Raw genomic sequence first — 26,551 nt, 5'->3', positions numbered from 1 at the left:
AAGCTGATCAGCTACCCTGAATTTTCTCAACAATCGCCGTGGTTGAACAGTTATCGAGAAAAGAGAGCACTTTCACCTCGCCGCCATAGCTAGCAACAAATTCACCACCTACAACCTGCTCCAGTCCGTAATCACCGCCTTTTACCAGCACTTCAGGACGAACCTGCTGCAGCAATCGCTCAGGCGTATCTTCATTAAAACTAACCACCCAATCGACGGCTTCCAATCCCGCTAATACAGCCTTGCGCCGCTCAACCGGATTAATTGGCCGACCGTCTCCCTTCAGTCGACGCACCGATTCATCATCGTTAATAGCCAACACCAGGCGATCTCCCTGAGCCCTGGCCTGCTCAAGATAGCCCACATGCCCGGCATGGAGAATATCGAAACAGCCATTAGTGAACACAATTGTCTCACCGGCCGCTCGCGCATCTTCAAGTGCAATCATCAGCTGTTCATCACTAACGACCCCGCGTTCGGAGCCCTGCTCCAAATTAACGGCCCGGCGTAACTCAGGACCACTGATCGCGGCGGTACCCAGCTTACCAACCACAATACTCGCAGCTATATTTGCCAGGCCGGTCGCAACTTCCAGGGACTCCCCCGCAGCCAGCGCGGTTGCAAGGGTAGAGATCACGGTATCTCCGGCGCCGGTCACATCAAACACTTCACGGGCTCTGGCAGGAAAATGCACCTCATTCTGGCCAGGCTTGATCAGCGTCATACCCTGTTCACTACGGGTCACCAATAGAGCATCTAATTCAAGTTGCTCAATCAGGCTCTGAGCTTTTTCTACCAGTTCCTGCTCAGAACCACAGCTCCCAACCACCGCTTCAAATTCACCCATATTAGGCGTCAGCAGTGTTGCCCCCCGGTAACGCTCAAAATCAGACCCTTTTGGATCAACTAAGACAGGTACATCTGCTCTGCGTGCTGTCCGAATCAAAACACCAGGATCACTCAAGGTACCCTTGTCATAATCAGAAAGTACCAGCGCACTAACATTGCTCAACAAAGCTTCTGTTTGCTGTTGTAAAGCAATACTGTGTTCAGCTGAAAAACGTTCTTCGAAATCTAATCGAATCAATTGCTGATGACGACTCAGCACCCGTAATTTTGTGATCGTAGGTTCACGATTACTAATACAAAACTGACAATTAACACGGGCAGACTTAAGCTGTTGCTCCAACGCCTGCCCCGCCTCATCCTGACCGACAATACCCACCAGTGAGACACCGCCACCCAGAGCGGTAATGTTTAAAGCGACGTTGGCTGCGCCGCCCGGACGATCTTCTCGCTGATCCACCTTGACTACCGGCACCGGCGCTTCAGGGGAGATTCTTGAAGTAGGACCGTGCCAATATCGATCCAGCATCAGATCACCGACAACCAAGACCTGCGCCTTATCTAAGCGGGGCATTACCAATTTCATAGATTCTGTTCCTGATCGGTGGTTGATTCGCTCGCTGGCTCGGCCGCAACTTCTGAAAATTGAAGCTTATGCAGATTGGCATAAACACCTGCCTGTTCAAGCAATTGAGCATGATTACCCTGCTCAATAATCCGCCCCCCATCCATCACTAAAATACGGTCAGCGTTCTCAATGGTAGAAAGTCGATGCGCGATGACTAAGGTAGTCCGCCCCTGCATAACATTTTCCAGTGCATCCTGGATATGACGTTCAGACTCGGTATCCAGCGCAGAAGTCGCTTCATCCAAAATCAAAATCGGCGCATCTTTAAGTATTGCCCTGGCAATCGCAATTCGTTGACGCTGCCCACCTGAGAGCAATACACCATTTTCACCCACCATGGTATCCAGACCATCTGGCAGTTGTTGGACAAACTCGGCAACGTGGGAAGCTTCCGCCGCAGTTTCAATCATCTCCCGGGAACAACCGGCCATCGCCCCGTAAGCGATATTTTCAGCAATGGTCCCGTTAAACAGAATGACCTGCTGATTTACCAATGCGATCTGACTGCGCAGATTCGCCAGTTTATAATCCTGAATATTATATCCATCCAGTAGAATTTCACCTTCGGTAGCATCGTAGAACCGGGGCAACAAACCCGCCAGAGTTGATTTCCCACTACCGGACTTACCCACCAGAGCAATGGTTTCGCCCGACGCGATATTACAACTGATATTTTCAAGAATCTGATTACCATCAGCCTCATACCTGAAGCTGAGTTGATTAATCTGCAAAGCACCTTGCACGCGGTCAACCTGATATTCACCGTTATCTTTTTCAGGAGCGGTATCAAGCACTTCAAAAACACTTTCAGAAGCTGCCAACCCCTGCTGAATCATACTACTGATCTCAGTTAACGAGCGTACAGGTTTCGCCATCAATGCCGCCGCAGATATAAATGCTATAAACTGACCGGTAGTCATAGACTGTATCAGATCAGGGTCCATTGCCAGAAAAGTCATCAGAGCAATAACACCAGCAACCATCATCTGAACCAGAGGTGTGGTTACTGATTGCGTCACCACCATTTTCATTACCTGACGGCGGTTTTGCTGACTAACTTTAATAAACCGGTCCGTTTCAAGCTCTGTTGCACCGAAAATACGCACCACCTGATAACCCTTAATCGCCTCGGATGCCGACGCAGTAACATCTCCCACACTCTGTTGCACATTTCGGCTGATACCCCGCATTCGGCGAGCAGCAATACCGACAACAGCACCAACGACAGGCCCTATAACCAAAAAAAGCAGGGTGAGTTTCCAGTTAAGATACAACATATAGCCAACCAGACCGATCACGGTGAAGCCTTCACGGATCGCAACTTTTAGTGCATTAGTCGCGGCACCCGTTACTTGTTCCACGTTGTAGGTCAGTTTTGCTAAGAGCTCTCCACTGGAGTTCTTATGGAAGAATGAACTAGGTAAAAACATCAGCTGGCGAAACAGATCACTGCGTAGATTGTGCACCACATAACGGGCGACGTAAGAAAGCCCGTAATTGCCCAAAAATGTTCCGACACCACGAACAAAAAAGATCCCAAGTACAGCCAAAGCAAGGGCTGCCCGGTTATCTAGCTCCCCCGATTCAACCGAGTCAATGAAAGCCTCAAGCCACTTGGCAGAAGCGGTCTGCGAAGCGGCATAAATAGCAAAGCCAAGTACACTGACCAGAAAAGCCGGCCAATATTTTTTCACATACTGAAGCAGGCGAATATATACCTGCATACTGCTCTGATTTTTCACTAGAGAAAAAACTCTCAATGTTTTTTTTTGGACAGACCCGACAACTGAACCTAGCTATACCCTAGAGTTCCAAGCTAACGGATACTATAATTGCTTGATTTTACAGCATCTGGGTTAATTGTGGACAACAAAGAAGCACACTGGTCAGATTTTCTTACACCGAAGTACTGGCCTTTATGGATCAGTATTGGGATTCTTCGCCTACTGTGCGCACTTCCCTATCATTGGGGTTTGTGGGTAGGCAAGCAACTGGGTAGAATTCTGTACCGTTTGATGAACGGACGCAGGCATGTCACAACAGTCAATATTCAGCTCTGTTTTCCTGAACTCACCCCTGATGAACAACGCCAACGTGTAAAAGAAGTTTTTGAAAACAACGGCATAGGCTTAATCGAAACAGGCTTTTCCTACTGGAAAAATGAGAATTTTTTTCGTAGCCGAACCGAGTTCCGTAACTTCGACCTGCTTGATCGGCAGTTAGAGAAAGGCAACGGCGTAATTTTGATGGGCTGGCACTTTTCCTGCCTGGACCTTGCAGGACTACTCTTTTCTCTTCACGGAAAGCCATGCAGCACTCTGTACAGGCAACATGATAACCCAATGCTTGAGTGGTTCTTTACCAATGGCCGAAAACGGTTCAGCCACCCTGTAGAACGACAAAAAACCCGTCAAATGCTCAGAGCAATGAGAAATAACCATTGTATCTGGTATGCCCCTGATCAAGACCTAGGCCGCAAAGGCACAGCCTTTGTGCCTTTCTTTGGACACCCTGCGGCTACAACCTTAGCAACAACGAAAATGCATCAACTGAATGGTTCCCCTTTGGTAAAGCTGGACTGCTGGCGAAAAGAGGATAATTCAGGCTATATTCTGGAGATTACCAGTATAGACAATTTTCCTTCCGGCTCTGAAGAGGAGGATGCGACTCTGATTAACAGAGTAATAGAGGAAGGTATTAGAAAAGCACCTGAACAATATATGTGGGTGCACAAACGTTTTAAAACTGCGCCACCAGGAGAAAAAAATATCTATAAAGCCACTAAGCCTGACTAAGAATTCAGTCGGGCAAGCTTACAACGCAGAAAATACCTGATCCGGTTCTTCCAACTAATATCCATATGTTTGTACAGCCACGAGCTTCGCAGAACATCATACGCGCTACCCCCCAATATTTGGATATTGGTTTTATATATTTCATATAAAGCATAAGCACAGGCCCTGACAATTTCCTTCTCACTAAACCGTGCAACTGTTCCACTACTTTTAGCAAAGAGCTCAACCCTCTCAACAAACAAGCAGAATTCAGACTCTCCTTTCAAATAAAACTCATCGCTAAAGAGACCCTCGGTACTCACTCCATAATCCCTTAGGCTTCTTTGTATCAACCTGATTTTACTCCTGTACATTTCAGCTCTCTTTTTTGATGAGTTACTGGAATGTTTGCGATAGTAAAGCAGTACATCTTCGATATTAGAAACCTTTGAAACCTTGCTGATTCTGTACCATAAATCCCAGTCTTCACACATAGACAACGATTCATCAAAGTAAAGTCCATGCGGCTCTATAAGCGCTGCCCGCAACATAGCAGCCGGACAGCAAATGACGCACTGAAATAACAGACGTGCAGCAATGTCCTCAGGATCAGTCGGTAGCTTCTTTAAACTTCGCTTCCCTTTACTCAGATCTTCTTCAAATGTTTCATAGGCAGAACTAATTAGGCCAATCTCCGAGTTTCTTTCCAGAAGGTCGACCTGGCACTCAAGACGGCGAGGTAAACTCACATCATCTGCGTCCATAAATGCAATATATTTGCCTTTTGCAGAACAGATGCCCTTATTCCGAGAAGCACTTACACCCAGGTTGTTACTATTCCTTATCAAGGTAAGGTTATCGGCATCTACGCTCTCAATAAGCTCAACACTGTTATCAGTAGAGCAGTCATCAATGACAATTATTTCAACATGAGGATAAGTCTGATGTAAGACAGATTCTATCGCTTCAAGAAGGTAGTCTGCACCGTTATAAACCGGAAGAATAACTGAAACCAGAGGAAAATCTGCCACTTCGCTCTCCTAGAGTCTGATCCAACTATCCGGTACCAGTGTTTTGCTCAACTCTTGCATATACGAGTCCGCATACCACTGCTTAGGAGCTATAACGACTTTGCGCTCATTATCGTTCAACCAGGCGCCCCACCAGCTAAAGGAGCTGTTAGCGACGATATTATGATCACACTGACTCATCAAATAAATATCTTCTCCGGCAAAGCGTTTCTCCTCTGATGATATGTACTGCGCGCGCTTAATCCTTAAATTCTCTTTAACCCACTGAATATCATCAGAGAAAACATAGAAATCAGCCTCCGAATAACGATCCTCAACAAACTTTAAAGCAGCATAATAGTAGTCGAGTGTACAAACACCATGAGTAATAGATGCGGTCTTATCACTGACATAATCCCCTCGCCTTATATGTACTGAAACACTCACAGATGAACTGGAAATGGCTGAGCCTACGGACTCCGAGTAAACGGAAAGCTTATGCTCCAAGGAAAGATTGTTCAGCAGTTTACTTCTAATATTTTTAAAGTACTGCTCACTCTGAAAGTAGCCTACCAGATAGTGGTTATCGTTAGGAGTCAGCATCTTTTCATCATACGAAAAATTTGATTCTTTAATAACTCGCTTGCTCTTTTTTCCTTGAAGTTTACGCAGCAAAGTCGACAACAGCCCTACACGAGAAGTCTCTACAACCTCTTCAACAGTAGCAAGTTCAAGTCGCTCAATATACTCCTGCAAGCTGTAGCCTCCATGCAGTGTATAGGTATCAAACTCCGATACATCCAGCTTCACATCATACCCCTGCTCTAATAAAGACAACGCATATGCATACTGAAATAGCTGATTTCCGAGGCCACCAATCAATCGAACAATAACCATCTACGATTCACCTACAGCCGCAGGCTGCCTTTTGATGTTAAATGACAAAATTAAGGTAAGCAGCAAAAGATAGAACACGTAGGATACGTTCGCATTAAAGGGGGCTTCAAACATACCAACTAAAGAGAAAGTGTATACAACTACCCAAACAGAAACTTTAATATCGCTCGATGCCCCCCTTGCTACAAGAATAGGCGTAGCCAATAACAATACAAGGGACAATAAGCCAGGCAGCCCCCTAGCCATCCAAGCCTGCAAAATTTCATTATGCACATGCGTAAACCGCCGACTCTCTAGCAATAACTCCCCGGACATTAGCTCATCGGGAAATAGATCTTTAAAGCGCCACGAGCCATGGCCTAGCAGAGGCTTTTCCTTAATAGCCTCGATTGCCGCCATGTACATCTGAACCCGCACTCCAACCGAAGCATCGACTGTTCGAGGCAAGTCAGAACTGCGTTTTAACTTCTGGTTTTCATCAGCCTGTTGATAAGCAGTTTGCTCTGTGATCACACTCAACATTTCAACAAAACGATTAACAGGTCCAATCAAAATCATAATAGCAATGGTTGGTAATAGAACTATCAACAGTAATCTTTTCCTAGTTCTAGCAACCAGAACCATATTAATAAGGAGTACTGAAACTGCCGCTATAATTGCTATTTTTGAGCCTGATGTCATCACTCCTATCAGCGATAAAAATCCGGCAATAAAGAAAAGGACCATCAGCCGAATTTTCAGCTCTTTAAAAAGGTAGTAAAAAGCCAGACCTGCAGAACAAGACATTATTGCCCCGTACATATTAATCAGATCGGTCCCTACTGTTACACGTCTACCATCTCCTATAAAGTACCAGAGGCCAGCAAGCCCACTGAGAATACCAAAAGCAGAGATAGATATTTTTACCGTATCAAAACCTAGATCATTAACCCGTTTTATAGACATAAATAAAACTACAATTAACAGCGACACCCTAGAAAACTCAATTGATAACTCATAATCACGCGGCGCACCAAAATTCCAGTATGAAATAGCAAAGCAAAGAGGAAAAAAAAGTAAAGAAAAGCACAGTAGCAATTCGGAGCCATTTAACGATTTAAAATTTCGTATGGGGCTATAAATAACAGCAAACAGGGCTATTATTCCAAAAACAACTAATAACCCTTTTGCCAACTCATTTGCAACAAGGTATAAAGGAATAGTCAGTAATATTCCCCATAAAATCACTCTCTTATAATCTACACTTCTCAAACCATAGATATTTTTACTATTCTCCACTGAGTAGCCCCTGTAACTCGGCCACTCTTTTTCTTCGACGTGTAAGCATCTCTTCCTTACTTACTTTGAGACCCAGCATTTTCTTTAACTTATTTTTCAGGCTACTCATCCTTCTAAGGCAGTAGATTTCTCTGCTCGCCTGCATGTGTTCAATAATGGGGGTTTCAACATCAGGATATTGCCAATCAAATATATAAGTAAAAGCTGATGACAAGCGAAATACACTTAGCTCACCCTCATATTCAGACACCGCTTTTTGTAATGACTGCTGATCATTTAATTCAGGATTATCTAGTCCGGTTTTAATCCATAACTGAACGAGTTGAAGAACTTTGTCGTTATAATCAAAATACACAGTCCCTGACAGAAGTTCCTCTTCACCGCTTTTCTTTTTTAGAAAATTAACTGCAATATCACAGCTTTTATCTTCAAAATACTTATCCAGATTCTCATGTACAAAAGCATCCGCATCAAGATAGAGAACTGGCTCCTGATACTGCTGCAATTTCTCAAGTACGACCCGGGGCTTTAGATCGGTGACACTTTTCCAGTCAGAAGGAGGTATCGCCTTATAATCAAAGCGATGTCCGACCCGCACCAGAGACTTTTCTAGTAGCTCATAGCTATCCTGATAAACGGAGTCAGTCGTGTAATAACCGATGATAATCATTCTGCGGTCTCTTCTAACAGATTACTGATAACGTCCATCGCCGATCTGTCATCTACTAAAACGCCCAAACCAAACAGAGTGTCTCTGCTCTTCTCTGTTACGGTTAAACGATCCAATTCCGCCTCAATCGAACCATCCTGATACATCGCTACCCAACGCCGATAGTGATCGCCCATTTTAGAGACACCGGCATCCAGCAACGCCTTACGATTCTCAATATTCTGAATAAACTTTTCTTTCGAGCGGATAGGGTAGTGATATATTTCTATATTTTCAGACTTCTTTGAATTCAACCAACCTAAGGCATGCCATGCTCTGTGGTTACCCCCTTTTACACGAAGAAGTCCTCTCGAACGGACCGCCACTTTTCCGTGTATATTGCCCATCATTATTGAAAGATTGGGCTGGGCACACTGAATCCCCTTAGGATAGTTTATAGGATACTGCACTCTGTTAGTCTGCGTATAATAAGGCGCTTCGGCATCAAACGCTTCACGATCAAAAAGAATGTTATACCGGGGACACTCAAGGATTGACCCCGATGAGACCATTTCTGTTTTCAAGTTCCCATCTTTCGGAATCCAAAACTCATCTGCATCATTAGCGATGCTCCAGTCTGCCCCCAATTTCCTGGCAGCAGTTTTGGCCATCTCTGTTTTCCAGTTACTCTGCTGATAATCCAGAAGTGGACGATCGATCACTATCATCTCGTATTGATCTTTGACTGAATCGAGCAGCTCACGGGTACCATCCGTGGAGCCGTTATCAATAATTACAAAACAGTCGGCTCCGAGCTGAGAGTGCACCTTGATGTTATCAAGAATGATATCGGCTTCATTCTTGATAAGATAGTTCATAGCCAGTTTCATAGAATTTCCTTAGAGCGCTCTATAAAGTTATCGAATCTGTATATCAAGATCGCGAAACAGTTGCTCGAACTTTTTATTTTCCGTTCCATTTCGATAAGAAATGGTTTTAATTTCAGGCCTGAGCCAACGGGTTAACAGCAGTGTAGAAGAGACATCTCCTATCACTACAACATCAGCTCTTAACAAAGGAAGAAGAGCTTCATAACTAACGGAAGAGGGCAAAAGTTCAACCCCGTACTGCTGTATACCAAGCGCATCTTCACAGCTATTACGAGGATGATATTTCACCGCAACACGCCCTTTTAGTTCAGCAATGAGCTTTAGTATTTTTTCTTTGTATCCCGCTTGCTTCTCAAACAACGACTCATGGGGCAGCGTTATTAATACATCTAGCGCCAGCACTTGCTCTTCTGATACAGCATTAACCTGAAGCATCATCTTCGATAGCTGTTTCAGGGGTGCCGATTGGAAGCTTGAAGCCTTAAGACATTGTATCGACTTGAGACGAAGAAGAGGGTTAATCAATTCAGGAAATGCGACATGTATCTCGCTTATCCAGGCAGAAGCGCCAACAGTCGCCGGGTTTTTCCACCAGACGCCGTAAAATACTTTTTTCAGCAAGTTATCCACAACAACATCGCCAAACCCACTGGATGCTTCCCGGCCAACATAGGTAAAGGTACCCTCATCCATATAATGACCGATTGCTGGCTTCCTCGATTTTTGTGCTACGTGCATTGCATACTGAAACTCAATTCGGCGATCATTGCCTACAAATATATTGTCAGGCTGTAACCTTGTAATAAGTGCACCAATATCCCGAAAAAGTTGTCGTCTTTTTTTAAGTTTTCCCAACCCACCTTTCAAACGCCCATAATATAGGTGCTGCTCTGTAAAGGGAGATAATTTCCATTGTTCAACCAAGTTAAATATCTGTGAAGGCTTCCCCTCAGGCTGATCAATGAATACTAGAATTGCTTGTTCATTCTTTCGTTCACCCGAAATTGCCGTAGCGGTAAAAAGATGCAAAAGCGTTGATACAAAATAAACAGAGCAAGGCATTTTCTAATCCTTTACTGGTAAGCACTGAGCGGTTAAAGCTTGCCACACTATCGCTGGAGTCAGGTTAGCAAACACAGCAGGCTCAAAAGAACTGCCACTTTCCGACTGTTCTTTGGCCTCCAGACACAATTGATCTTTACCATAGCCACCGACAAGTCCGGGATCGGTGGATCCAAACAAAATAACGTTGGGTCGATCTAATGCAGCGGCCATATGAGACAAGCCTGTATCCACTGACACACAGCCAGCTGCGCCAGCCAATACCGTAGTAACCTCTGCCAGATTCAGCTTTGGCAGTACCTCAACAGCATCATTTTTCTGCGCTAACCGGCCAGCCCTATCTCTCTCCTCTGGGTTCCCCCAGGGCAATTTAATCTTCCACCCTTCTGCCGTCGCAGTCTTAATCAACTCCAGCCAATACTCTTCCGGCCAGTGTTTATCAAAGCGCGTAGTGCTGTGGAGAAACACCAGATAGTCGGATACTGCATCACTACCTTGGATAAAGTGGTTGCGAATAGCGAAATCGCCTCGACCTTCCAGTTGATAACCTAATGCCTGGGCAAACAATTGACGGGTCCGCTCTACTGCATGTTGTTGTTTATCTACCTGAAAGGTTCGTTGATAGAATCGAGCAGCCAGAGGTTCCCGAGCAGAGGATTTATCATAGCCGCAACTCACACCCCGGCTATACCGAGTTACCAATAGAGCACTTTTCAACAAGCCCTGTGCATCAATAACCAAATCATAATCAGACTCAGCGAGAGCCGTCCGATACCGCTTCCACTCACCACTCTTGAAGGTTTCCCAGAGATTTTTCCGCCAACGCCTTATCGCTACAGGGATAACGCGGTCTACCGCAAAGTGCCAGCCTGGGATTTCTGCAAATCCTTCTTCTACAACCCAGTCAAAACTGATACCTGGAATAGCCTTTGCTGCATCAGTCAGTGCCGGCAAGGTATGAATAACATCCCCCATGGATGAGGTTTTAACGATCAGAACTTTCAAGGGGATTCCTATCTCTGCCAGAGGGAAATAAACTAAGACCGCAGTATAACATTTCTGATTTACACTTCATCCACTGAACTGTTTCAACAAAATGGCTATTTTCTTAGTGCTTATCAACCTTTAATTACTACAGCGGATTCCCTTTTCAGCCAGAGCTGATTACAATCATTGACCTGAAAAAATCTCTGAATCGCGCTACGTGTAACAGAGTATTCAACTTTATATGTTTTCGAGGTACTCAATGGCCGCATTTGGAACTGTGTTCATGCCTGAAATGGCAATCTCCTGGTTTGATGGCACTAGTTGGAGCGATGCTGAAGTAGTCAGCAGTGACAGCTTGCAACTGCATCCAGGAGCACATGTACTGCACTATTCCAGCACCTGTTTTGAGGGCTTGAAAGCGTTTCGTCATGAAGATGGCTCGATCAATATTTTCCGGATGGATCGTAATATTGATCGTTTCACTCAGAGCAGCGAGCTGCTGTCACTTCCAGAGATCAATAAAGCGACCACTGGCAAGATGATCATCGATATCGTCACCCGCTTTAAAAACGATGTACCTGAGCCTCCAGGCTCTATGTACATCCGCCCGACTCACTTTGGTACTGAGCCTGCAATTGGTAAGGCGGCATCTCCATCTGTGACATCCTGCCAGTATATATTGCTATCCCCTGTAGGTGACTATTTCTCCGGTGGCGGTGCTCCACTGCGCTTATTGCTAGAAGAAAATGGTGCCCGCTGTGCCGCCCATATGGGCATGATCAAAAGTGGCGGTAACTACGCCAGTGCTCTGCAGCCCATCATGAAAGCCAAACGAGAGCTCAACGCTGACCAGGTTCTCTTTTGCCCAGACGGCGATGTACAGGAAACCGGCGCAGCCAACTTCCTACTGATCGATGGCAACGAAGTAATCACTAAAGCCCTGGATGAAAGTTTCCTACACGGGGTAACCCGCGACTCTATACTAACCATCGCCCGCGATCTGGGTATGGATGTACAGGAACGTCAGTTAACTATTGAAGAGCTACTGGAACGAGCTGCCAAACCGGGTTGTGAAGCGGCTCTTTCGGGCACTGCAGCGGTACTTACACCGGTAGGTACTCTGATCCATAACGGTAAAGAATACCCTGTCGGTAACGGTGAGACTGGCACAACAACCGTTAAACTGCGTCAGGCGCTGAACGATATTCAATGGGGTAAAGCAGAAGATAAACACGGATGGTTAACCCGTATCTGAAGCTAGACTCTTAATAAAAAAAGCGCCTTAAGGCGCTTTTTTTATTTTTATTGCCCGTATTCAAGCCTTCAAGCTAGCTTTCCAGATCCGGGTTATCTCTTGACGACTCCCCTCTTGTTCAGAAGCGCTAATCGTCGCAGAGCGATCCTGAAGCACCTGCCTATGGCCCACAGAGCGATAACTCTTGTATGCTTCCCTGAGCGTTTCAGCATCATCAGCTGATATCACTCCAGTAGTCTGCATCGCATCAATAATGCGAATATTATCGGTAAACTCCATCAGTTCCGAATAAGTTTCAGCATTAGCAAGCACGCTGTATTGCACTAAGAATTCGATATCGACAATACCGCCTCTGTCCTGTTTCAGGTTGAATTTTTCATCTTTATCTTTTTCAGAGGTTCCCAGATGTTCGCGCATCTTCTCCCGCATTTTAACCACGTCTTCGGCTAACCCTGCACGCTCTCTGGTTTTACTAAGAATATTTCCACGCACCTGTTCAAAGGCCTGCTTTAACGTATTTGACCCCGTAATCACCCTCGCCCGTACCAGCGCCTGATGCTCCCAAGTCCAGGCTTCTTTTTCCTGATATTCAGTAAACGCTTTAAGAGAGCTGACCAGTAGCCCCGAATTACCTGAAGGCCGTAGGCGCATATCAACCTCGTAAAGCTGTCCACCTGGGGTAAAGGTATTGAGAATATGAATAATTTTTTGTCCTAACCGGGTAAAGAACACTGAGTTTGCAACCGGCTTCTTACCTTCGGTATACAAACCCGCTTCGGCATCATGAATGAACACCAGATCAAGATCAGAACCATACGAGAGCTCAATCCCCCCCATTTTTCCATAGCCAACAATAATAAAGTCAGGATCGCAGGGCACACCGGGGGACTTCTGCGGCACGCCATGTTTTTCAGTTAGCTGTCGCCATGCAATCTCTAATACCGCTTCCAATATCGCTTCGGCCAACCAGGTAAGGTAATCACTGACCTTCATCAAGGGTAGCGCTCCGGTTATATCAGAGGCGGCAACCCGCAATGCATGAGCACTCTTAAAATAGCGCAGAGTTTCCATCAGCTGCTCCTCATCCTCTTCAGGAATTCGTAGCAGTTGCTGTCGCAAGTCAGATTGCAGCTCCTCTTTGGTAGGCGGTGCATATAAAGTACGCTGATCAATCAATTCATCCAACAGTACCGGCTGCTTTGCCAGGGTTTCGCTAAACCAGGCGCTGGCAGAACAAAGCTTCACCAACTGCTGCATCGCACCTGGATTTTCGGCCAACAGCACCAGATAGGCAGAACGACGTATCACCGCCTGAATCAGCAACAAAACCCGCTCCAGAGTTTCGCCTGAATTTTCCACCGATATCACTTCATTCATCAGTTTCGGCAACACAGCCAGCAAACGCGAATGCCCGACAGCCTGCATCACCTGAACTGAACGGTTGGACTTCAGATTACTAAACGCTTTCCAGGCCAACTGGGGATTATCCAGCCCATGCTCAGCAAAGAAGACCTCCCCTTCATCGGCGTCGAACTCACTATTCCAAAGAAACAACCAGTCACTACTCAAGTCATCCTCATCCACAACTTCTTCTGCGGGCGCAATAACATCGGCAAAGTGCTCTGTAACCCGACTTCGCTGGCGGTCCAGTTCGACCATAAAGCTATCCCACTGATCAAACCCCATGCTATACGCCATACGCGCCTGACCAATTTCATCCACAGGCAGTTCCTGAGTCTGCCTGTCAGCCACCGCTTGTATCACATGCTCTGCATTACGCAGGAAGGTATATGCCTCTGTCAGGTCACTAACTGCTTGCTCAGGAACCCCAACAGTTTCAGGCAACAAAGGAAGTATATTCAGCAGTTCGCGCTGCTGTAACCGGGGATCACGCCCACCACGAATCAACTGAAACGCCTGGGCAACAAACTCAACCTCACGAATGCCTCCAGCGCCCAACTTAACATTGCCATGCAAGCCTTTTCGTCGCACCTCTTTATTGATCATCTCCTTCATTGAACGCAGAGAATCAAACGCACTAAAGTCGATATATTTCCGATACACAAAAGGCCGCAACATTTCCAGAAGCTCAGATCCCGCCTGTTGATCACCCCCGACTACACGGGCTTTAATCATGGCATAGCGTTCCCAGTCACGTCCCTGGTCCTGGTAATACTCTTCCATCGCAGCAAAACTACATACCAGCGGGCCACTGGCACCATAGGGACGCAGCCGCATATCGGTACGAAAGACAAATCCATCAGCGGTTATATTATCTAGCGCCTGAATCAGTTTCTGCCCCAGTCGACTAAAGAAATCCTGATTGGCCAGCACACGCCTTCCGCCTTCGGTCATTCCCTTTTCAGGATAAGCAAAAATCAAATCAATATCTGACGACAGATTCAACTCATAAGCGCCTAATTTACCCATCCCCACAATAACCAATTGCTGGGGCCGCGCAGGTATATCATCCGTTGCAGTAGAATGCGGAGTCCCCCATTTGCTACAACAATCCCGATAAAGCCACTGTAAAGCCTGATCGATGCAGGCATCCGCAAGAGCAGAAAGGTCAGCGGTTGTCCCTCGCATATCTGTAGCACGGGTCAAATCACGCCAGATGATTCTGACCATCTCCCGCTGTCTGAACTTACGCAACACACTCTGAAGCAGCTCTTCATTCTCTACCGAAGCCAAGCTCTGGGCTAACCGTCCGGTGTACTCTCCTGCACCGTAAGTACTATAAAGATCGTTGTTGTGTAGTAAGTCTTCGAGTAATTGAGGCTTGCGGCTCAACTGTTCAGCAACGTAATCACTACCTGTCAGGACTCGAATCAAATCATCCTGAAAGCTATCGGACTGTTCAGTCAGAGCTCCAACAGAATCTATAACTTTTTCAAGATTAAGTGTTACACAAGGCTGAATAAGAGATGGAAGTTTCTTGATCAATTGGCTGAGCATATATTGAAGTACTCTGTCGGTGGCCGATATATTCCTTCAGCTTAGCAAAAAGTGCTTTTCGTCTCGATAGATTCTTCTGTAACAAAAGTTTAACAATTCCAAATTAAATATATAAAAAAGCCATAAAACAGCTAGTTACAATACCCCCTATGCAATTTACCAAGGATACAAATTCCACTTATGCCAAATTAGTTACATTTATGTTTCATTTTGACTACAAACAGAAGTCAGCCCGACGTATACTCGCGAAAATTTTGCACTAAGACCGGTGATTTTTATGGTTACTAATAATCCGATTTTGCAGATGTTTGCACGATCGCCTTTCCAGCCTATGCAGGAACATATTGCTAAAGCTCATGCCTGTGCGATTCAACTGATTCCTTTCTTTGACGCCGTTATGACAGAGGATTGGGAGCAGGCCGCAAAAATTCAACACGACATTGCGGTACTCGAAGGTGAAGCCGATACCATGAAGAAGGAGATTCGTATGAATCTTCCGAACAGTATCTTCCTGCCAGTACCCCGTACCGATCTTCTCGAACTGTTGCGCATGCAAGACAAAATTGCCAACAGAGCTAAAGACATTGCCGGTCTAATGCTAGGCCGTAAAATGTCCATTCCCGCCCAGATACAGCCGATTATTTCGGAATATATCCGCGCCTCCCTGAAAACATCAGGCCAGGCACTGACCGCCCTGAATGAGCTTGATGAGCTTATTACTGCAGGTTTCCGAGGCCATGAAGTTGAGGTCGTCGAGCAGATGATCCATGACCTGGATGATATGGAACACGACGCTGACGAGATGGAACGCGAAGTACGCTCTGCACTGTTTGTAGTGGAACAAGATCTGAACCCAATCGATGCGATGTTCCTTTACCAGGTTATCCGTTGGATTGGTGATCTCGCTGACAAAGCACAGCAAGTGGGTAGCCGCCTGCAATTGCTGCTAGCGAAATAAACCTCAAATAAACTTTTCTGAATCTTAAAATTAGGTAGTTATCATGAGCATCATTGCGGAATATGGCAATATCCTTGTCATCATGGCGTGTGTGTTTGGATTCTTTATGGCCTGGGGTGTGGGCGCTAACGATGTGGCTAATGCTATGGGAACCTCGGTAGGTTCCAAAGCGTTAACCTTAAGACAAGCGATTATAATCGCTATTATCTTTGAATTTGCCGGTGCTTACCTGGCAGGAGGGGCGGTAACCGCAACAATACGTAAAGGAATTATAGATCCGGCGATACTGTCAGGCTCTCCTGAACTACTGGTATACGGCATGCTCTCGGCCCTGCTTGCTGCGGGCATCTGGTTAATGGCAGCAACCGCTATGGGCTGGCCGGTATCGACTACCCATTCCATCGTCGGAGCGATTGTCGGCTTCGCTGCAGTCGGTATTTCCGTCGATGCTGTTCACTGGGCAAAAGTAGGAAAGATCGTTGCCAGCTGGGTTGTTTCGCCAGTGACTGCTGGTTTAATCGCCTTCTTTTTATTCCGTAGTGTACAAAAATTAATTCTTGATACTGAAGACCCATTCAAGAATGCTAAAAAATATGTCCCGATGTACATATTCCTCGTTGGCTTCATGATCTCAATGGTAACTTTTACCAAGGGCTTGAAGCATATCGGACTCAATCCTGGTTTTGCCAACAGCGCTTTGATCTCAATTGCTATCGCGTTTATAACCATGCTTCTGGGCATTTTCATGCTGCGCAAGATCCACGCAAAAACTGAAGACAACAGTGACTACCATTTCGCCAGCGTAGAAAGAGTTTTCGGCGTCCTAATGATGTTTACCGCCTGCGCTATGGCGTTTGCTCACGGCTCTAACGACGTTGCCAATGCCGTCGGCCCGCTGGCTGCAGTTGTTGGTGTAGTTGCGTCAGCAGGTGAAGTAGCGCAAAAGTCTGCAATGCCGGTCTGGATCCTGTTACTTGGCGGCAGCGGCATTGTTGCGGGTCTGGTTATGTACGGTCATAAAGTTATCGCAACCGTGGGCAACAACATTACCGAACTAACCCCAAGCCGTGGTTTTGCCGCAACTCTGGCGGCAGCCTCTACCGTTGTATTTGCGTCGGGCACCGGCCTGCCAATTTCGACAACCCATACCTTGGTCGGTGCGATTCTGGGTGTAGGCCTCGCACGGGGACTTTCAGCCCTTAACCTGAAAGTTGTAGGCACCATTTTCATCTCCTGGTTAGTCACACTACCTGCCGGCGCCTTCCTGTCGATTATCATTTTCTTCTCACTGAAAGCTATTTTCAGTTAAATAAAATCTCGGCAAAAAAAGGCGATCATCCTATGATCGCCTTTTTTATTTCCCTCGAAAGCTGCACAATACCCGGATAACGTATAAAAACCGGACCTTTCTATGCAATCCTCCCCACCTGATCTGCTCACCATGCTGACAGAGCTTATCGCCACCCCTTCCGTAAGCTGCACCGCTGCCCATTGGGACCAGAGTAATCTGGGCGTAATCGAGAAGCTGGAAAGCTGGCTATCCGGTTTAGGCTTTCAGACAGAAGTGATGCCGATCCCCGGCCATCCGGAAAAAGCTAATCTGATCGCGACACTTGGCAGTGGCCCCGGTGGACTAGTTCTGTCCGGTCATACCGACACAGTCCCCTTCAACGCCGAACTTTGGAACAGTGACCCCTTCAAACTGACAGAGAAAGATGGCCGTTTTTACGGCTTAGGCACCTGTGATATGAAAGGCTTCTTTCCTATTGCGATCGAAGCGGCCCGTAAATTCACTGACAAAACGCTAAAACAACCGCTGATCATTCTTGCCACCGCCGATGAAGAAAGCTCAATGAATGGCGCCCGGGCGCTCGCTGAGGCCGGTTATCCTAAAGCCCGCTATGCGGTTATTGGAGAGCCCACCAGCCTGCGGCCAATCTATATGCATAAAGGGATGATGATGGAGCAGGTAAAGGTGAAGGGAAGTGCCGGCCACTCATCCGACCCCAGCCTCGGAGCCAGTGCCCTCGATGCAATGCATTCAGTACTTGGCGAGTTGATCAGCTTCCGCAAAGAGCTGCAGCGCGATTATCAGAACAGTGATTTTAAGGTTTCAGTACCCACACTAAACCTGGGATGTATCCACGGCGGCGACAACCCCAACCGGATCTGTGGCGCCTGTGAAGTTGAATATGATCTGCGTCCGCTTCCCGGGATGTCTGCCGATCTGCTGCGTGAGAGTGTCCATAAGCGATTACTACCGCTTGAGCAGCAGTTCGGCGTGTCTATATCCACAGAACCGCTATTTCCAGGCATACCCGCGTTCAACAACGATAAGCACTCAGAGCTGGTCACAACAGCAGAGCGTTTAACGGGCTATCAGGCTGAGGCAGTGGCATTTGGCACCGAAGCTCCCTTCCTGCAATCACTGGGTATGGATACGATTGTCATGGGTCCTGGATCAATCGATCAAGCCCACCAGCCCGACGAATATTTGGCTTTTGACCAGATTAAGCCTACAGTAGCAGTATTAGAACAACTGATTGCAAGGTACTGTTTTTAATCGTGATTAATGATAACAACCAATACGTAAACTGGTTCCGTCACAGCTCTCCCTATATCAATGCGCATCGGGGGAAAACTTTCGTCCTGATGTTAGGAGGGGAAGCGCTCGCCGATGACAATTTTGGCAACATCATTCACGACATCGCCTTGCTCAATAGCCTCGGCGTGAAACTGGTATTGATTCACGGCTCGCGGCCGCAAATCGAAGCCAAACTTGAGCAACTGCACATCAGTGACAAAGTTCATCATCACCTACGGGTAACCGATAGCGAGACACTGCAGTGTGTCATTGAAGCGGCAGCCAGCCTGCGTACCGAGGTTGAAGCCAAGCTATCCATGGGCTTAGCAAATTCACCGATGCACGGGGCCAAAATCAGAGTTTGCAGTGGAAACTTTGTTAGCGCACGACCTGTGGGAATCTACAAAGGCGTTGATCTTTGTCACACCGGCGAAGTTCGTCGGGTAGATAGCGAGGCGATACGCCAGCAGCTGAGCATTAATAACATTGTGCTGCTATCACACCTGGGCTATTCACCCACCGGCGAGATCTTCAATCTCGCCGTAGAGGATGTTGCCACTCAGGTAGCAGCCAGCCTGGGGGCAGATAAGCTCATTATGTTTGGCGAGGATGGTGGTGTTCGTGACAGCAATGACGCATTGCGCTCTGAAATTCTGGCCGATACGGCAGAACGCCTGGTTAGTCAGTATATGGCTAAGCATGACAATCCTGACCAGCCTCCCTCTGAGCTTTCACGCCACCTAAAGGCAGCGGTAGAAGCTTCACGCAACGGTGTACCCCGCAGCCACCTTATCAGCTACCGTGAAGACGGCGCCTTAGTTTCTGAGCTATTTAGCCGTAATGGTATCGGCACCATGGTGATCGAGCAGTCTTACGAGCAAATTCGTCCGGCGACTATTGAAGATGTCGGCGGCGTTCTCGAGCTGATTCAACCGATGGAGCAAGCGGGTATTCTGGTACGCCGTTCTCGGGAGCTGCTGGAAGCTGAAATTAACTGCTTTACGGTTATCGACCTTGATGGGGCCATTGTCGGCTGTGCCGCTCTATATCCATTCAGCGATGAGCAGGCCGCAGAACTGGCTTGCGTTGCTATTGCGTCGGAATATCGAGGCGGAGACCGAGGTGACAAACTGCTTATGGCGATTGAAGAATCAGCCCGTCGTCAGCAGCTGAATCGGTTATTTGTGCTCACAACCCGCACGGCTCACTGGTTTATCGAACGGGGCTTTGTCGAGACAGAGGTCAGTAATCTGCCTAATGGTAAGCAAGCACTGTATAACTTCCAGCGAAATTCTAAAGCGTTCTCTAAATCCATTTAAAGGTAAAACTTAACTAAAAAGCCCTCTTATTGAGGGCTTTTTATTGCTCAGTTTAAGGGAAATCTTATTGAAAACAACGCCCCCCCATAAGCTGACTCACTTATCTCCAATTCGCCGTCATAACTACTGAGAATATCCACCGCAACAGAGAGACCGATACCTTGCCCCGGAGCGGAAGTATCAGCTCGCTCACCCCGCTTCAGAATGGTCTGTCGTAGCTCTGGGGAGACTCCCTCCCCATCATCGGCAATATCGATCTGCAGCATGCCAGAGCCATTACTAAAACTGACGGCAACCTGACTACGGCCATATTTAAACGCATTTTCGAGCACATTACCCAGTAACTCCATCAGGTCTCTCTCATCTGCTGCAAGCTGATACTCTCCTTGCAGATCAAGTGCTACCTCAACATCTTTATCTCGATAAACCTTACTCAACGCAGTGACCATCCGCTGAATCAATGGTGCAACCGGTGTCTTCTTAGCCAGAGTCCGCCCCTGACTCTTTACGGCTCGAGATAACTGGTACTGAACAATCTGATCCATCCGCCCAGCCTGCTCAGTTACCAGTGTTTGATACCCGTTAAAATCAAGTTTCTCTTGTCCGGCACCGCGGATCACTGCCAAGGGTGTTTTCAGGCTGTGAGCCAGATCTCCCAACGTATTTCGATAGCGTTCTCGCTGCTGACGCTCATTGTGTATCAATAGATTAAGATTATCGGTGACCGCCTGAACCTCCGTGGGGTACTCTCCGGTCAGCTTATCACTCTGACCCATCTCAATTCGCTTCAAATCCTCAGCTAATCGCGTCAACGGCTTAAGCCCCCAGCGAATCAATGCGGTTTCTATCAATAAAAAGAAAAAGATTGCCCCGCCCAACCAACCCCAGAGACGGGTATTAAAGGCTTTTTGTTCCGTTTTAACCGAGCTATCGGACTCCAGCACAGTGAATACATAATTATGCTCTTTCCCGGCAATCTCCCAAAGCAGAGCAAACTGATAAACGAAAAGCCCCTGCTCTGGCAATTGATCAAATCGGGAATCACCGGTACTCAGACCATCAAATGCCAACTGCTCCAGCAAAGTATCACTGATCAACTTGGCTGATTCCGAATACCACACCAGCATCTCGTCACCCTCATGCAGAAAACCATACAGACCGGATTCAACCTGAGCGTAACGAGGCTCCTGTATGTCATCAGGGATCATTATCCGATCCCCCTTCAACTCTGCTGCACCCAGAATCAGATAGACCTGCAGTTTAAGCCGCTCCTCTTCTGCTGCCTCCAGGCTATGGTGAAATGCTTGCTGCAGGGCAAAGCCTGTCAGGCCAAAGAAAACCGGCAGCAGAAGCAGTGAAGCGAGAAGAAGACGAGCTCTAAGGGCGCGGGGCATCATGCGTTATTTACAGCTCCGGCTGCCAGATCAAAACGATACCCCAACCCTCTAACCGTCGCTATCGGCTGCAGCGTTTGATCCGGATCGAGTTTCTGACGCAGACGACGGATAAAGACTTCCAATACATTACTATCTCGGTCAAAGTCCTGATGGTAAAGATGCTCGGTCAGCTCGCTCTTAGAGACCACCTTGCCAGCGTTCAGCATCAGGTATTCCAGAGTCCGGTACTCATAACTAGTCAGTTTTACCGGCGCCTCATTAAGAAAGACGTTACGACCGCTGCTATCCAGTTTTATCGAACCAAATTCCAACATCGGTTTGGCATGTCCTGCCGCCCGTCGCAGCAATGCGTTCAAACGCGCCATCAGCTCCTCTATGTGAAACGGTTTAACCAGGTAATCATCTGCACCAGCTTCCAGGCCTTCTACTTTATCCTGCCAATCTCCCCGGGCTGTGAGGATAATAATGGGGAAATTAATATCATTCTCCCGCCAGCGGCGGATAACCTCAACACCCGAAAGCTTGGGTAAACCAATATCAACTATCGCCAGGTCGTAAGGAAACTCATTACCAAGATAGAGCCCTTCCTCGCCATCTTCAGCTTCCTCTACGGTATAACCGCTATCGGTCAACGCCGTCACCAGCTGACGGCGCAGATCCATATCATCCTCAATAACCAGCAGTTTCATTCCTTACTCCATTACTTTGGGTAGCTATCGCCACCTCTTTAAGGGGAAACTTCCTGACCCGTGGTTGCATCAATCAGTACTGTTTTTACCCGGCCATTATTGATCAACCGGATATGATGTATCTGTCGACTACCACGATTCCGCGTTTCCGCTTTAACAACTTTTCCACCATGGCTCTGCTTAACTTTTGTTGCGGCCTGTTGCAGCGATACTTTATTTGCGGCAAGCACCATGGACTCAATTCTGAGCTCGGGCATTCTCTCAACCGATAACCTCGCCGCAGTAACCGTACCGGCTACAGATAGTATCAACAGGGCTAGGAGCATATGAGAAAAAGCTTTGAGCATTGTTATCACCTTTATAACAGCCGCTTATAATCCACGGCTTTTTAATTACTACTAATCAGGAGACCGGCACAACATTCACCCGTACTTTAACTCGCTTGCCTGGATGATTATCCATCCGGGTGTGATAAGTACGACCGTTATAACGATAAGTTACGTTGTAGCCCGTTACTCGCTCATAATACTCGACATCGTGTTCTACATTACAGCGTGTTTCTGTCCGATACTGCACTCTGCTCTCACGATGGGTACGGTTATAGCTGATATCGTTACCAATTGAAGCACCAAGTACGGCACCGACAACCGCTCCAACTTTTTTATTATCCTGCCCTGCACCTAATTCATTACCGATGGCTCCACCGATAATACCGCCAAGTATAGGCCCTGTATAAGATTTACGCTGGTGACGAGGCGTTTCATAACGCACTTCCTCATCCCAGCATTCACGGCGGGGTGTGCGACGCTCAGACTGAACAACAATAGGTTGAACATGAGTCACCTTAGCAAAATCACGGTGATGGTTGCCTTTCTTATTGCGGGAATCCGCTTCAGCCATACCGGAAAAAAGTCCCAGTGAGATCAAACTAGCTGCAATTATCTTTTTCATGACTACTCTCCCTTCTCTATTCTTTGGAGTATGTAGCCTATTCTCGTGCCACTGGACTGAACCGATCCTGAACTGCCTTCTACCGACCAGGACTTTACCTATCTTTACACTCAGTGTGGCTTTCTATAGACACAAAAAAACCGGCCCAGGGGCCGGCTTTTGCATTTTTATAATCCGCTACTCAGCTGCGCACTTTTTACAGGTACTCACACCCAGTATTCGATACAACGGACACCAGCCGAATAGAGCGATAGCGATCACCGGCACACCGATCCAACCCCAAACAGTCTGAGGCCCAACAAAGACCAAAGCGATCAGCACCAGACCAACCAGTACGCGAATGATTTTATCTACAGACCCAATATTTTTTCCCATCTTCCCGTCCTCAAATATGATTAACCATTGAGACTAATTATGAAGATGCCTGCTAACCCTGTCTGTGACAAAGTCACACAGAAGACAACTCATTCACTTCGGGCAGCAGCGCGTATCGCGTCCTTATTTACAAACATCACCTGATTACGGCTCAGGGCAACCCATTCTTTCTGCTCAAAAGCCTTTAATTGTCGACTCACTACCTCTCGGGCAGTGCCCAATTCATCGGCAATTTCCTGATGGGAACGTAACAAAATAAACCCCGAGCCTGCATTTTTAATAAGGTAACGGGCCAGCCGTTTCTCGATTCGCTCAAAAGCGATATCTTGTACCAGACCAATCAGCTTAGCTAACCGCTCTCCATATGAGTCAAAAATAAACCGACGCAAGCCTTCAGATTCAGCCAGCGCCTGTTGAAACTCAACCAGCGGAATCATAAACGCCGTGACATCAGTTTCAGTGATGCCTTCGGCGGGATAGGCTTCTGCGCCTAGCAAACAGGAAGTCGTCAGTACGCAGGAACCCTGATTTTCGATACGGTATAACAGCAACTCCCGACCATTCACATTACGCCCCAGCACTTTCACAACACCAGAGACAACGATGATGTAATGGGTACAAGGATCGCCCTGGTAGAACACCATCTGATTTGCAGGCAGCTCTACTTTGCTGGCACGGCTGAGTATTGCCAGACCTGTATCATCTAGCTGCCTGAGTACCGGAAACTGATCTGTTAACTGTTTTATATCATTCATTATCAGACGGGTTATCTGTAGACGTTCGCTGTGCTCTGACCGCCAACATCACATAACGAATATTGTAGGAAAATCCCAAAATCAGTGCGATCGGCATCGTAATCAGAAAAACACTACCAAAGGCTGGCGTAGAAAGAAGGTGCCCAAGCCATAGACAGAGAATACTGACAATGCCCACTGGCACTCCGGTACGCGCCATCATTTTTAACCAACGATCAGCCCGTATCTGTTTTTTATCGACTGTCATTTCTGCCTCCATAAATATGAACTGCGTAAGAATACGATTTATATTAGCCAAACAATAGCCCGACAATAAGATAACTAAACCGCCCCCTTGAATAGATTTCATATATCGCTGCTGTTATTCAGCGGAATAGTAGGTATTCCGGTTGAGAGTTTTGCTATAATCCCCGGTCTTATATAAAACCACTACATGAAGCCGCTGAGGATCTGTGCATGCCACAATATCGCTCCAAGACCTCCACCGCAGGTCGTAACATGGCCGGTGCCCGTGCACTATGGCGCGCCACAGGCATGAAAGATGACGATTTCCAAAAACCGATCATCGCTGTCGCCAACTCATTTACCCAGTTCGTTCCAGGGCACGTACACCTGAAAGATATGGGCCAACTGGTCGCCCGTGAGATAGAAAAAGCAGGCGGCGTGGCTAAAGAGTTTAATACCATTGCGATCGACGACGGTATCGCCATGGGTCACGACGGGATGCTCTACTCTCTACCTTCCCGCGATCTCATCGCAGACTCTGTTGAGTATATGGTCAACGCTCACTGTGCCGACGCACTCGTCTGTATCTCTAACTGTGACAAAATCACCCCGGGGATGCTGATGGCTGCTATGCGCCTCAACATTCCAGTGATCTTCGTTTCCGGTGGCCCAATGGAAGCCGGTAAGACTAAGCTCTCTGAGCATAAACTGGACCTGGTTGACGCCATGGTAATGGCAGTTGATCCAACCGCCTCTGACGAGATGGTTGATGCAGTAGAGCGTTCGGCTTGTCCTACCTGCGGCTCTTGCTCAGGTATGTTCACCGCTAACTCAATGAACTGTCTGGCGGAAGCGCTAGGACTGGCTCTACCAGGTAACGGTACGATGCTGGCGACCCACGCAGACCGTAAAGAGCTATTCCTTCAGGCCGGTCGCAGCATCGTTGAGATAACTAAGCGCTATTATGAGCAAGATGATGATTCTCTTCTGCCTCGCTCAATGGGTTTTAAAGCCTTTGAGAACGCGATGACGCTGGATATTGCAATGGGTGGCTCAACTAATACCATCCTGCACCTGCTAGCAATCGCCCAGGAAGCTGAGATCGACTTTACTATGGAGGATATTGATCGGCTCTCCAAAGTCGTACCACAGCTCTGTAAAGTCGCACCTAATACACCTCAGTACCATGTCGAAGATGTGCACCGTGCCGGTGGCATTATGGCGATTTTGGGTGAGCTGGATCGCGCTGGCAATCTGCATACCGATGCACCGACCGTTCATGCACCAACGATGAAAGACGCGTTGGATAAGTGGGATATTATGCGCAACCCCACTCCCGAGGTAATGGAATTTTTCAAGGCAGGTCCTGCTGGCATTCCAACTCAGGTCGCATTCAGTCAGGCAACACGATGGCCAACTCTCGATGGTGATCGTGCCAACGGCTGCATCCGCTCATTGGAAAATGCATTCTCACTTGAAGGCGGTCTGGCCGTACTGCGCGGCAACATCGCGTTGGATGGCTGTGTTGTAAAAACCGCCGGTGTAGACGACTCTATTCTTGTCTTTGAAGGTCCTGCACATATTACTGAATCTCAAGATGAGGCTGTAGCCAATATTCTTGACGATCAGGTTAAGTCTGGCGATGTAGTTATCGTACGCTACGAAGGACCAAAAGGCGGGCCTGGTATGCAAGAGATGCTATATCCGACTTCTTACATCAAGTCCAAGGGACTGGGTAAAGAGTGTGCGCTGTTAACCGATGGCCGCTTCTCCGGCGGCACATCTGGCTTATCAATTGGCCATGTATCTCCCGAAGCTGGCGCTGGTGGCGCTATCGGTCTGGTACGTAACGGTGATCGCATCCGTATTGATATCCCTAACCGTACTATTGACGTACTTCTGTCCGACGAAGAGCTAGCTAAACGCCGTACTGAGCAAGATGCTCTTGGCTGGAAACCAGTAGAAGCTCGTCCTCGCAAGGTATCTGCCGCACTGAAAGCCTATGCGTTACTGGCAACATCGGCTGATAAAGGTGCTGTCAGAGATCTGGATCAACTGAAATAA

General features: G+C 47.2%; 24 protein-coding genes. 7 read left to right on the top strand and 17 right to left on the bottom strand.

Annotation, left to right across the window (positions count from 1 at the left end):
* Nucleotides 1–7: 7 nt before the first annotated feature.
* Both hldE and msbA read right to left on the bottom strand, forming a co-directional pair.
* On the bottom strand, nt 8–1,432 hold the full coding sequence (gene hldE / locus QZZ54_RS01425) for a bifunctional D-glycero-beta-D-manno-heptose-7-phosphate kinase/D-glycero-beta-D-manno-heptose 1-phosphate adenylyltransferase HldE (RefSeq protein ID WP_290697527.1): 1,425 nt from the start codon (nt 1,430–1,432) through the stop codon (nt 8–10).
* The gene (gene msbA, locus QZZ54_RS01420) at nt 1,429–3,198 is read right to left on the bottom strand and encodes a lipid A export permease/ATP-binding protein MsbA (RefSeq protein WP_290697525.1); all 1,770 of its coding nucleotides are present in this window, start codon (nt 3,196–3,198) and stop codon (nt 1,429–1,431) included. Before msbA ends, hldE begins: the two co-directional genes overlap by 4 nt.
* Nucleotides 3,199–3,336: 138 nt before the next feature.
* Between msbA and lpxL the strand changes: the two genes are divergently transcribed.
* A complete protein-coding gene (gene lpxL / locus QZZ54_RS01415; RefSeq protein WP_290697523.1) occupies nt 3,337–4,269 on the top strand; it encodes an LpxL/LpxP family Kdo(2)-lipid IV(A) lauroyl/palmitoleoyl acyltransferase in 933 nt (310 codons plus the stop codon).
* Here the strand turns inward: lpxL and QZZ54_RS01410 are convergent.
* Genes QZZ54_RS01410 through rfaC form a run of 7 tightly spaced genes read right to left on the bottom strand, consistent with a single transcriptional unit; the run spans nt 4,266 to nt 11,039 of the window.
* Nucleotides 4,266–5,279, bottom strand: coding sequence for a glycosyltransferase (locus QZZ54_RS01410; protein ID WP_290697521.1), 1,014 nt, complete (start codon nt 5,277–5,279; stop codon nt 4,266–4,268). The two genes, lpxL and QZZ54_RS01410, sit on opposite strands and share 4 nt — an antisense overlap.
* Before the next feature lie 9 nt (nt 5,280–5,288).
* Nucleotides 5,289–6,155: an alpha-1,2-fucosyltransferase gene (locus QZZ54_RS01405; protein WP_290697518.1), complete on the bottom strand. Its 867-nt coding sequence runs from the start codon at nt 6,153–6,155 to the stop codon at nt 5,289–5,291.
* Nucleotides 6,156–7,433, bottom strand: a complete 1,278-nt coding sequence (locus QZZ54_RS01400) for an O-antigen ligase family protein (RefSeq protein WP_290697516.1) — start codon at nt 7,431–7,433, stop codon at nt 6,156–6,158.
* Nucleotides 7,423–8,103 carry a putative nucleotide-diphospho-sugar transferase gene (locus QZZ54_RS01395; RefSeq protein ID WP_290697515.1) on the bottom strand — a complete coding sequence of 227 codons (681 nt, stop codon included), beginning with the start codon at nt 8,101–8,103 and terminating at the stop codon, nt 7,423–7,425. The genes QZZ54_RS01400 and QZZ54_RS01395 overlap by 11 nt, the downstream gene beginning before the upstream one ends.
* Nucleotides 8,100–8,972 (bottom strand): glycosyltransferase family 2 protein, encoded by an 873-nt coding sequence (locus QZZ54_RS01390; protein ID WP_290697513.1) that lies wholly within the window; start codon nt 8,970–8,972, stop codon nt 8,100–8,102. Before QZZ54_RS01390 ends, QZZ54_RS01395 begins: the two co-directional genes overlap by 4 nt.
* Before the next feature lie 27 nt (nt 8,973–8,999).
* The gene (locus tag QZZ54_RS01385; RefSeq protein WP_290697511.1) at nt 9,000–10,034 is read right to left on the bottom strand and encodes a polysialyltransferase family glycosyltransferase; all 1,035 of its coding nucleotides are present in this window, start codon (nt 10,032–10,034) and stop codon (nt 9,000–9,002) included.
* A 3-nt stretch (nt 10,035–10,037) separates the two neighbouring features.
* Entirely contained in the window at nt 10,038–11,039 is a 1,002-nt protein-coding gene (gene rfaC, locus QZZ54_RS01380; protein ID WP_290697509.1) for a lipopolysaccharide heptosyltransferase RfaC, read from the bottom strand.
* Nucleotides 11,040–11,280: 241 nt separating this feature from the next.
* On the opposite strand from rfaC, the gene QZZ54_RS01375 reads away from it, so the two are divergent.
* The gene (locus QZZ54_RS01375; protein WP_290697507.1) at nt 11,281–12,276 is read left to right on the top strand and encodes a branched-chain amino acid aminotransferase; all 996 of its coding nucleotides are present in this window, start codon (nt 11,281–11,283) and stop codon (nt 12,274–12,276) included.
* A gap of 60 nt (nt 12,277–12,336) precedes the next feature.
* Here the strand turns inward: QZZ54_RS01375 and glnE are convergent, their stop codons facing one another.
* Nucleotides 12,337–15,234: a bifunctional [glutamate--ammonia ligase]-adenylyl-L-tyrosine phosphorylase/[glutamate--ammonia-ligase] adenylyltransferase gene (gene glnE / locus QZZ54_RS01370; RefSeq protein WP_290697505.1), complete on the bottom strand. Its 2,898-nt coding sequence runs from the start codon at nt 15,232–15,234 to the stop codon at nt 12,337–12,339.
* Between the two features lie 277 nt (nt 15,235–15,511).
* Between glnE and QZZ54_RS01365 the strand changes: the two genes are divergently transcribed.
* The 4 genes from QZZ54_RS01365 (at nt 15,512) to argA (ending at nt 20,095) form a co-directional block, all read left to right on the top strand.
* On the top strand, nt 15,512–16,192 hold the full coding sequence (locus tag QZZ54_RS01365; protein WP_290697503.1) for a TIGR00153 family protein: 681 nt from the start codon (nt 15,512–15,514) through the stop codon (nt 16,190–16,192).
* A 43-nt stretch (nt 16,193–16,235) separates the two neighbouring features.
* Complete coding sequence (locus tag QZZ54_RS01360) at nt 16,236–17,501, top strand: inorganic phosphate transporter (RefSeq protein ID WP_290697500.1); 1,266 nt, start codon at nt 16,236–16,238, stop codon at nt 17,499–17,501.
* 102 nt (nt 17,502–17,603) lie between these two features.
* Nucleotides 17,604–18,755 carry an acetylornithine deacetylase gene (gene argE, locus QZZ54_RS01355; protein WP_290697497.1) on the top strand — a complete coding sequence of 384 codons (1,152 nt, stop codon included), beginning with the start codon at nt 17,604–17,606 and terminating at the stop codon, nt 18,753–18,755.
* A 2-nt stretch (nt 18,756–18,757) separates the two neighbouring features.
* On the top strand, nt 18,758–20,095 hold the full coding sequence (gene argA, locus QZZ54_RS01350) for an amino-acid N-acetyltransferase (RefSeq protein WP_290697494.1): 1,338 nt from the start codon (nt 18,758–18,760) through the stop codon (nt 20,093–20,095).
* 47 nt (nt 20,096–20,142) lie between these two features.
* Here the strand turns inward: argA and QZZ54_RS01345 are convergent, their stop codons facing one another.
* The 7 genes from QZZ54_RS01345 to QZZ54_RS01315 all read right to left on the bottom strand — a co-directional run bounded on the left by QZZ54_RS01345 (nt 20,143) and on the right by QZZ54_RS01315 (nt 24,509).
* Nucleotides 20,143–21,492, bottom strand: a complete 1,350-nt coding sequence (locus QZZ54_RS01345; protein WP_290697492.1) for an ATP-binding protein — start codon at nt 21,490–21,492, stop codon at nt 20,143–20,145.
* Nucleotides 21,489–22,181: a response regulator transcription factor gene (locus tag QZZ54_RS01340; protein ID WP_290697489.1), complete on the bottom strand. Its 693-nt coding sequence runs from the start codon at nt 22,179–22,181 to the stop codon at nt 21,489–21,491. Before QZZ54_RS01340 ends, QZZ54_RS01345 begins: the two co-directional genes overlap by 4 nt.
* A 38-nt stretch (nt 22,182–22,219) precedes the next feature.
* Nucleotides 22,220–22,528: a PepSY domain-containing protein gene (locus tag QZZ54_RS01335; protein WP_290697487.1), complete on the bottom strand. Its 309-nt coding sequence runs from the start codon at nt 22,526–22,528 to the stop codon at nt 22,220–22,222.
* 55 nt (nt 22,529–22,583) lie between these two features.
* Complete coding sequence (locus tag QZZ54_RS01330) at nt 22,584–23,132, bottom strand: glycine zipper 2TM domain-containing protein (protein ID WP_290697485.1); 549 nt, start codon at nt 23,130–23,132, stop codon at nt 22,584–22,586.
* Nucleotides 23,133–23,309: 177 nt separating this feature from the next.
* Nucleotides 23,310–23,507, bottom strand: coding sequence for a DUF2892 domain-containing protein (locus QZZ54_RS01325; RefSeq protein WP_290697482.1), 198 nt, complete (start codon nt 23,505–23,507; stop codon nt 23,310–23,312).
* A gap of 89 nt (nt 23,508–23,596) precedes the next feature.
* Entirely contained in the window at nt 23,597–24,262 is a 666-nt protein-coding gene (locus QZZ54_RS01320; protein ID WP_290697480.1) for a Crp/Fnr family transcriptional regulator, read from the bottom strand.
* Complete coding sequence (locus QZZ54_RS01315; protein ID WP_290697478.1) at nt 24,255–24,509, bottom strand: hypothetical protein; 255 nt, start codon at nt 24,507–24,509, stop codon at nt 24,255–24,257. The genes QZZ54_RS01320 and QZZ54_RS01315 overlap by 8 nt, the downstream gene beginning before the upstream one ends.
* 209 nt (nt 24,510–24,718) lie before the next feature.
* On the opposite strand from QZZ54_RS01315, the gene ilvD reads away from it, so the two are divergent.
* Nucleotides 24,719–26,551: a dihydroxy-acid dehydratase gene (gene ilvD / locus QZZ54_RS01310; protein WP_290697476.1), complete on the top strand. Its 1,833-nt coding sequence runs from the start codon at nt 24,719–24,721 to the stop codon at nt 26,549–26,551.

The organism is Amphritea sp. (assembly GCF_016744155.1).
Taxonomy (GTDB): Bacteria; Pseudomonadota; Gammaproteobacteria; order Pseudomonadales; family Balneatricaceae; genus Amphritea.
Note: the sequence above shows the minus strand (reverse complement) of the source record. Positions and strands in the feature narration are given on the sequence as shown.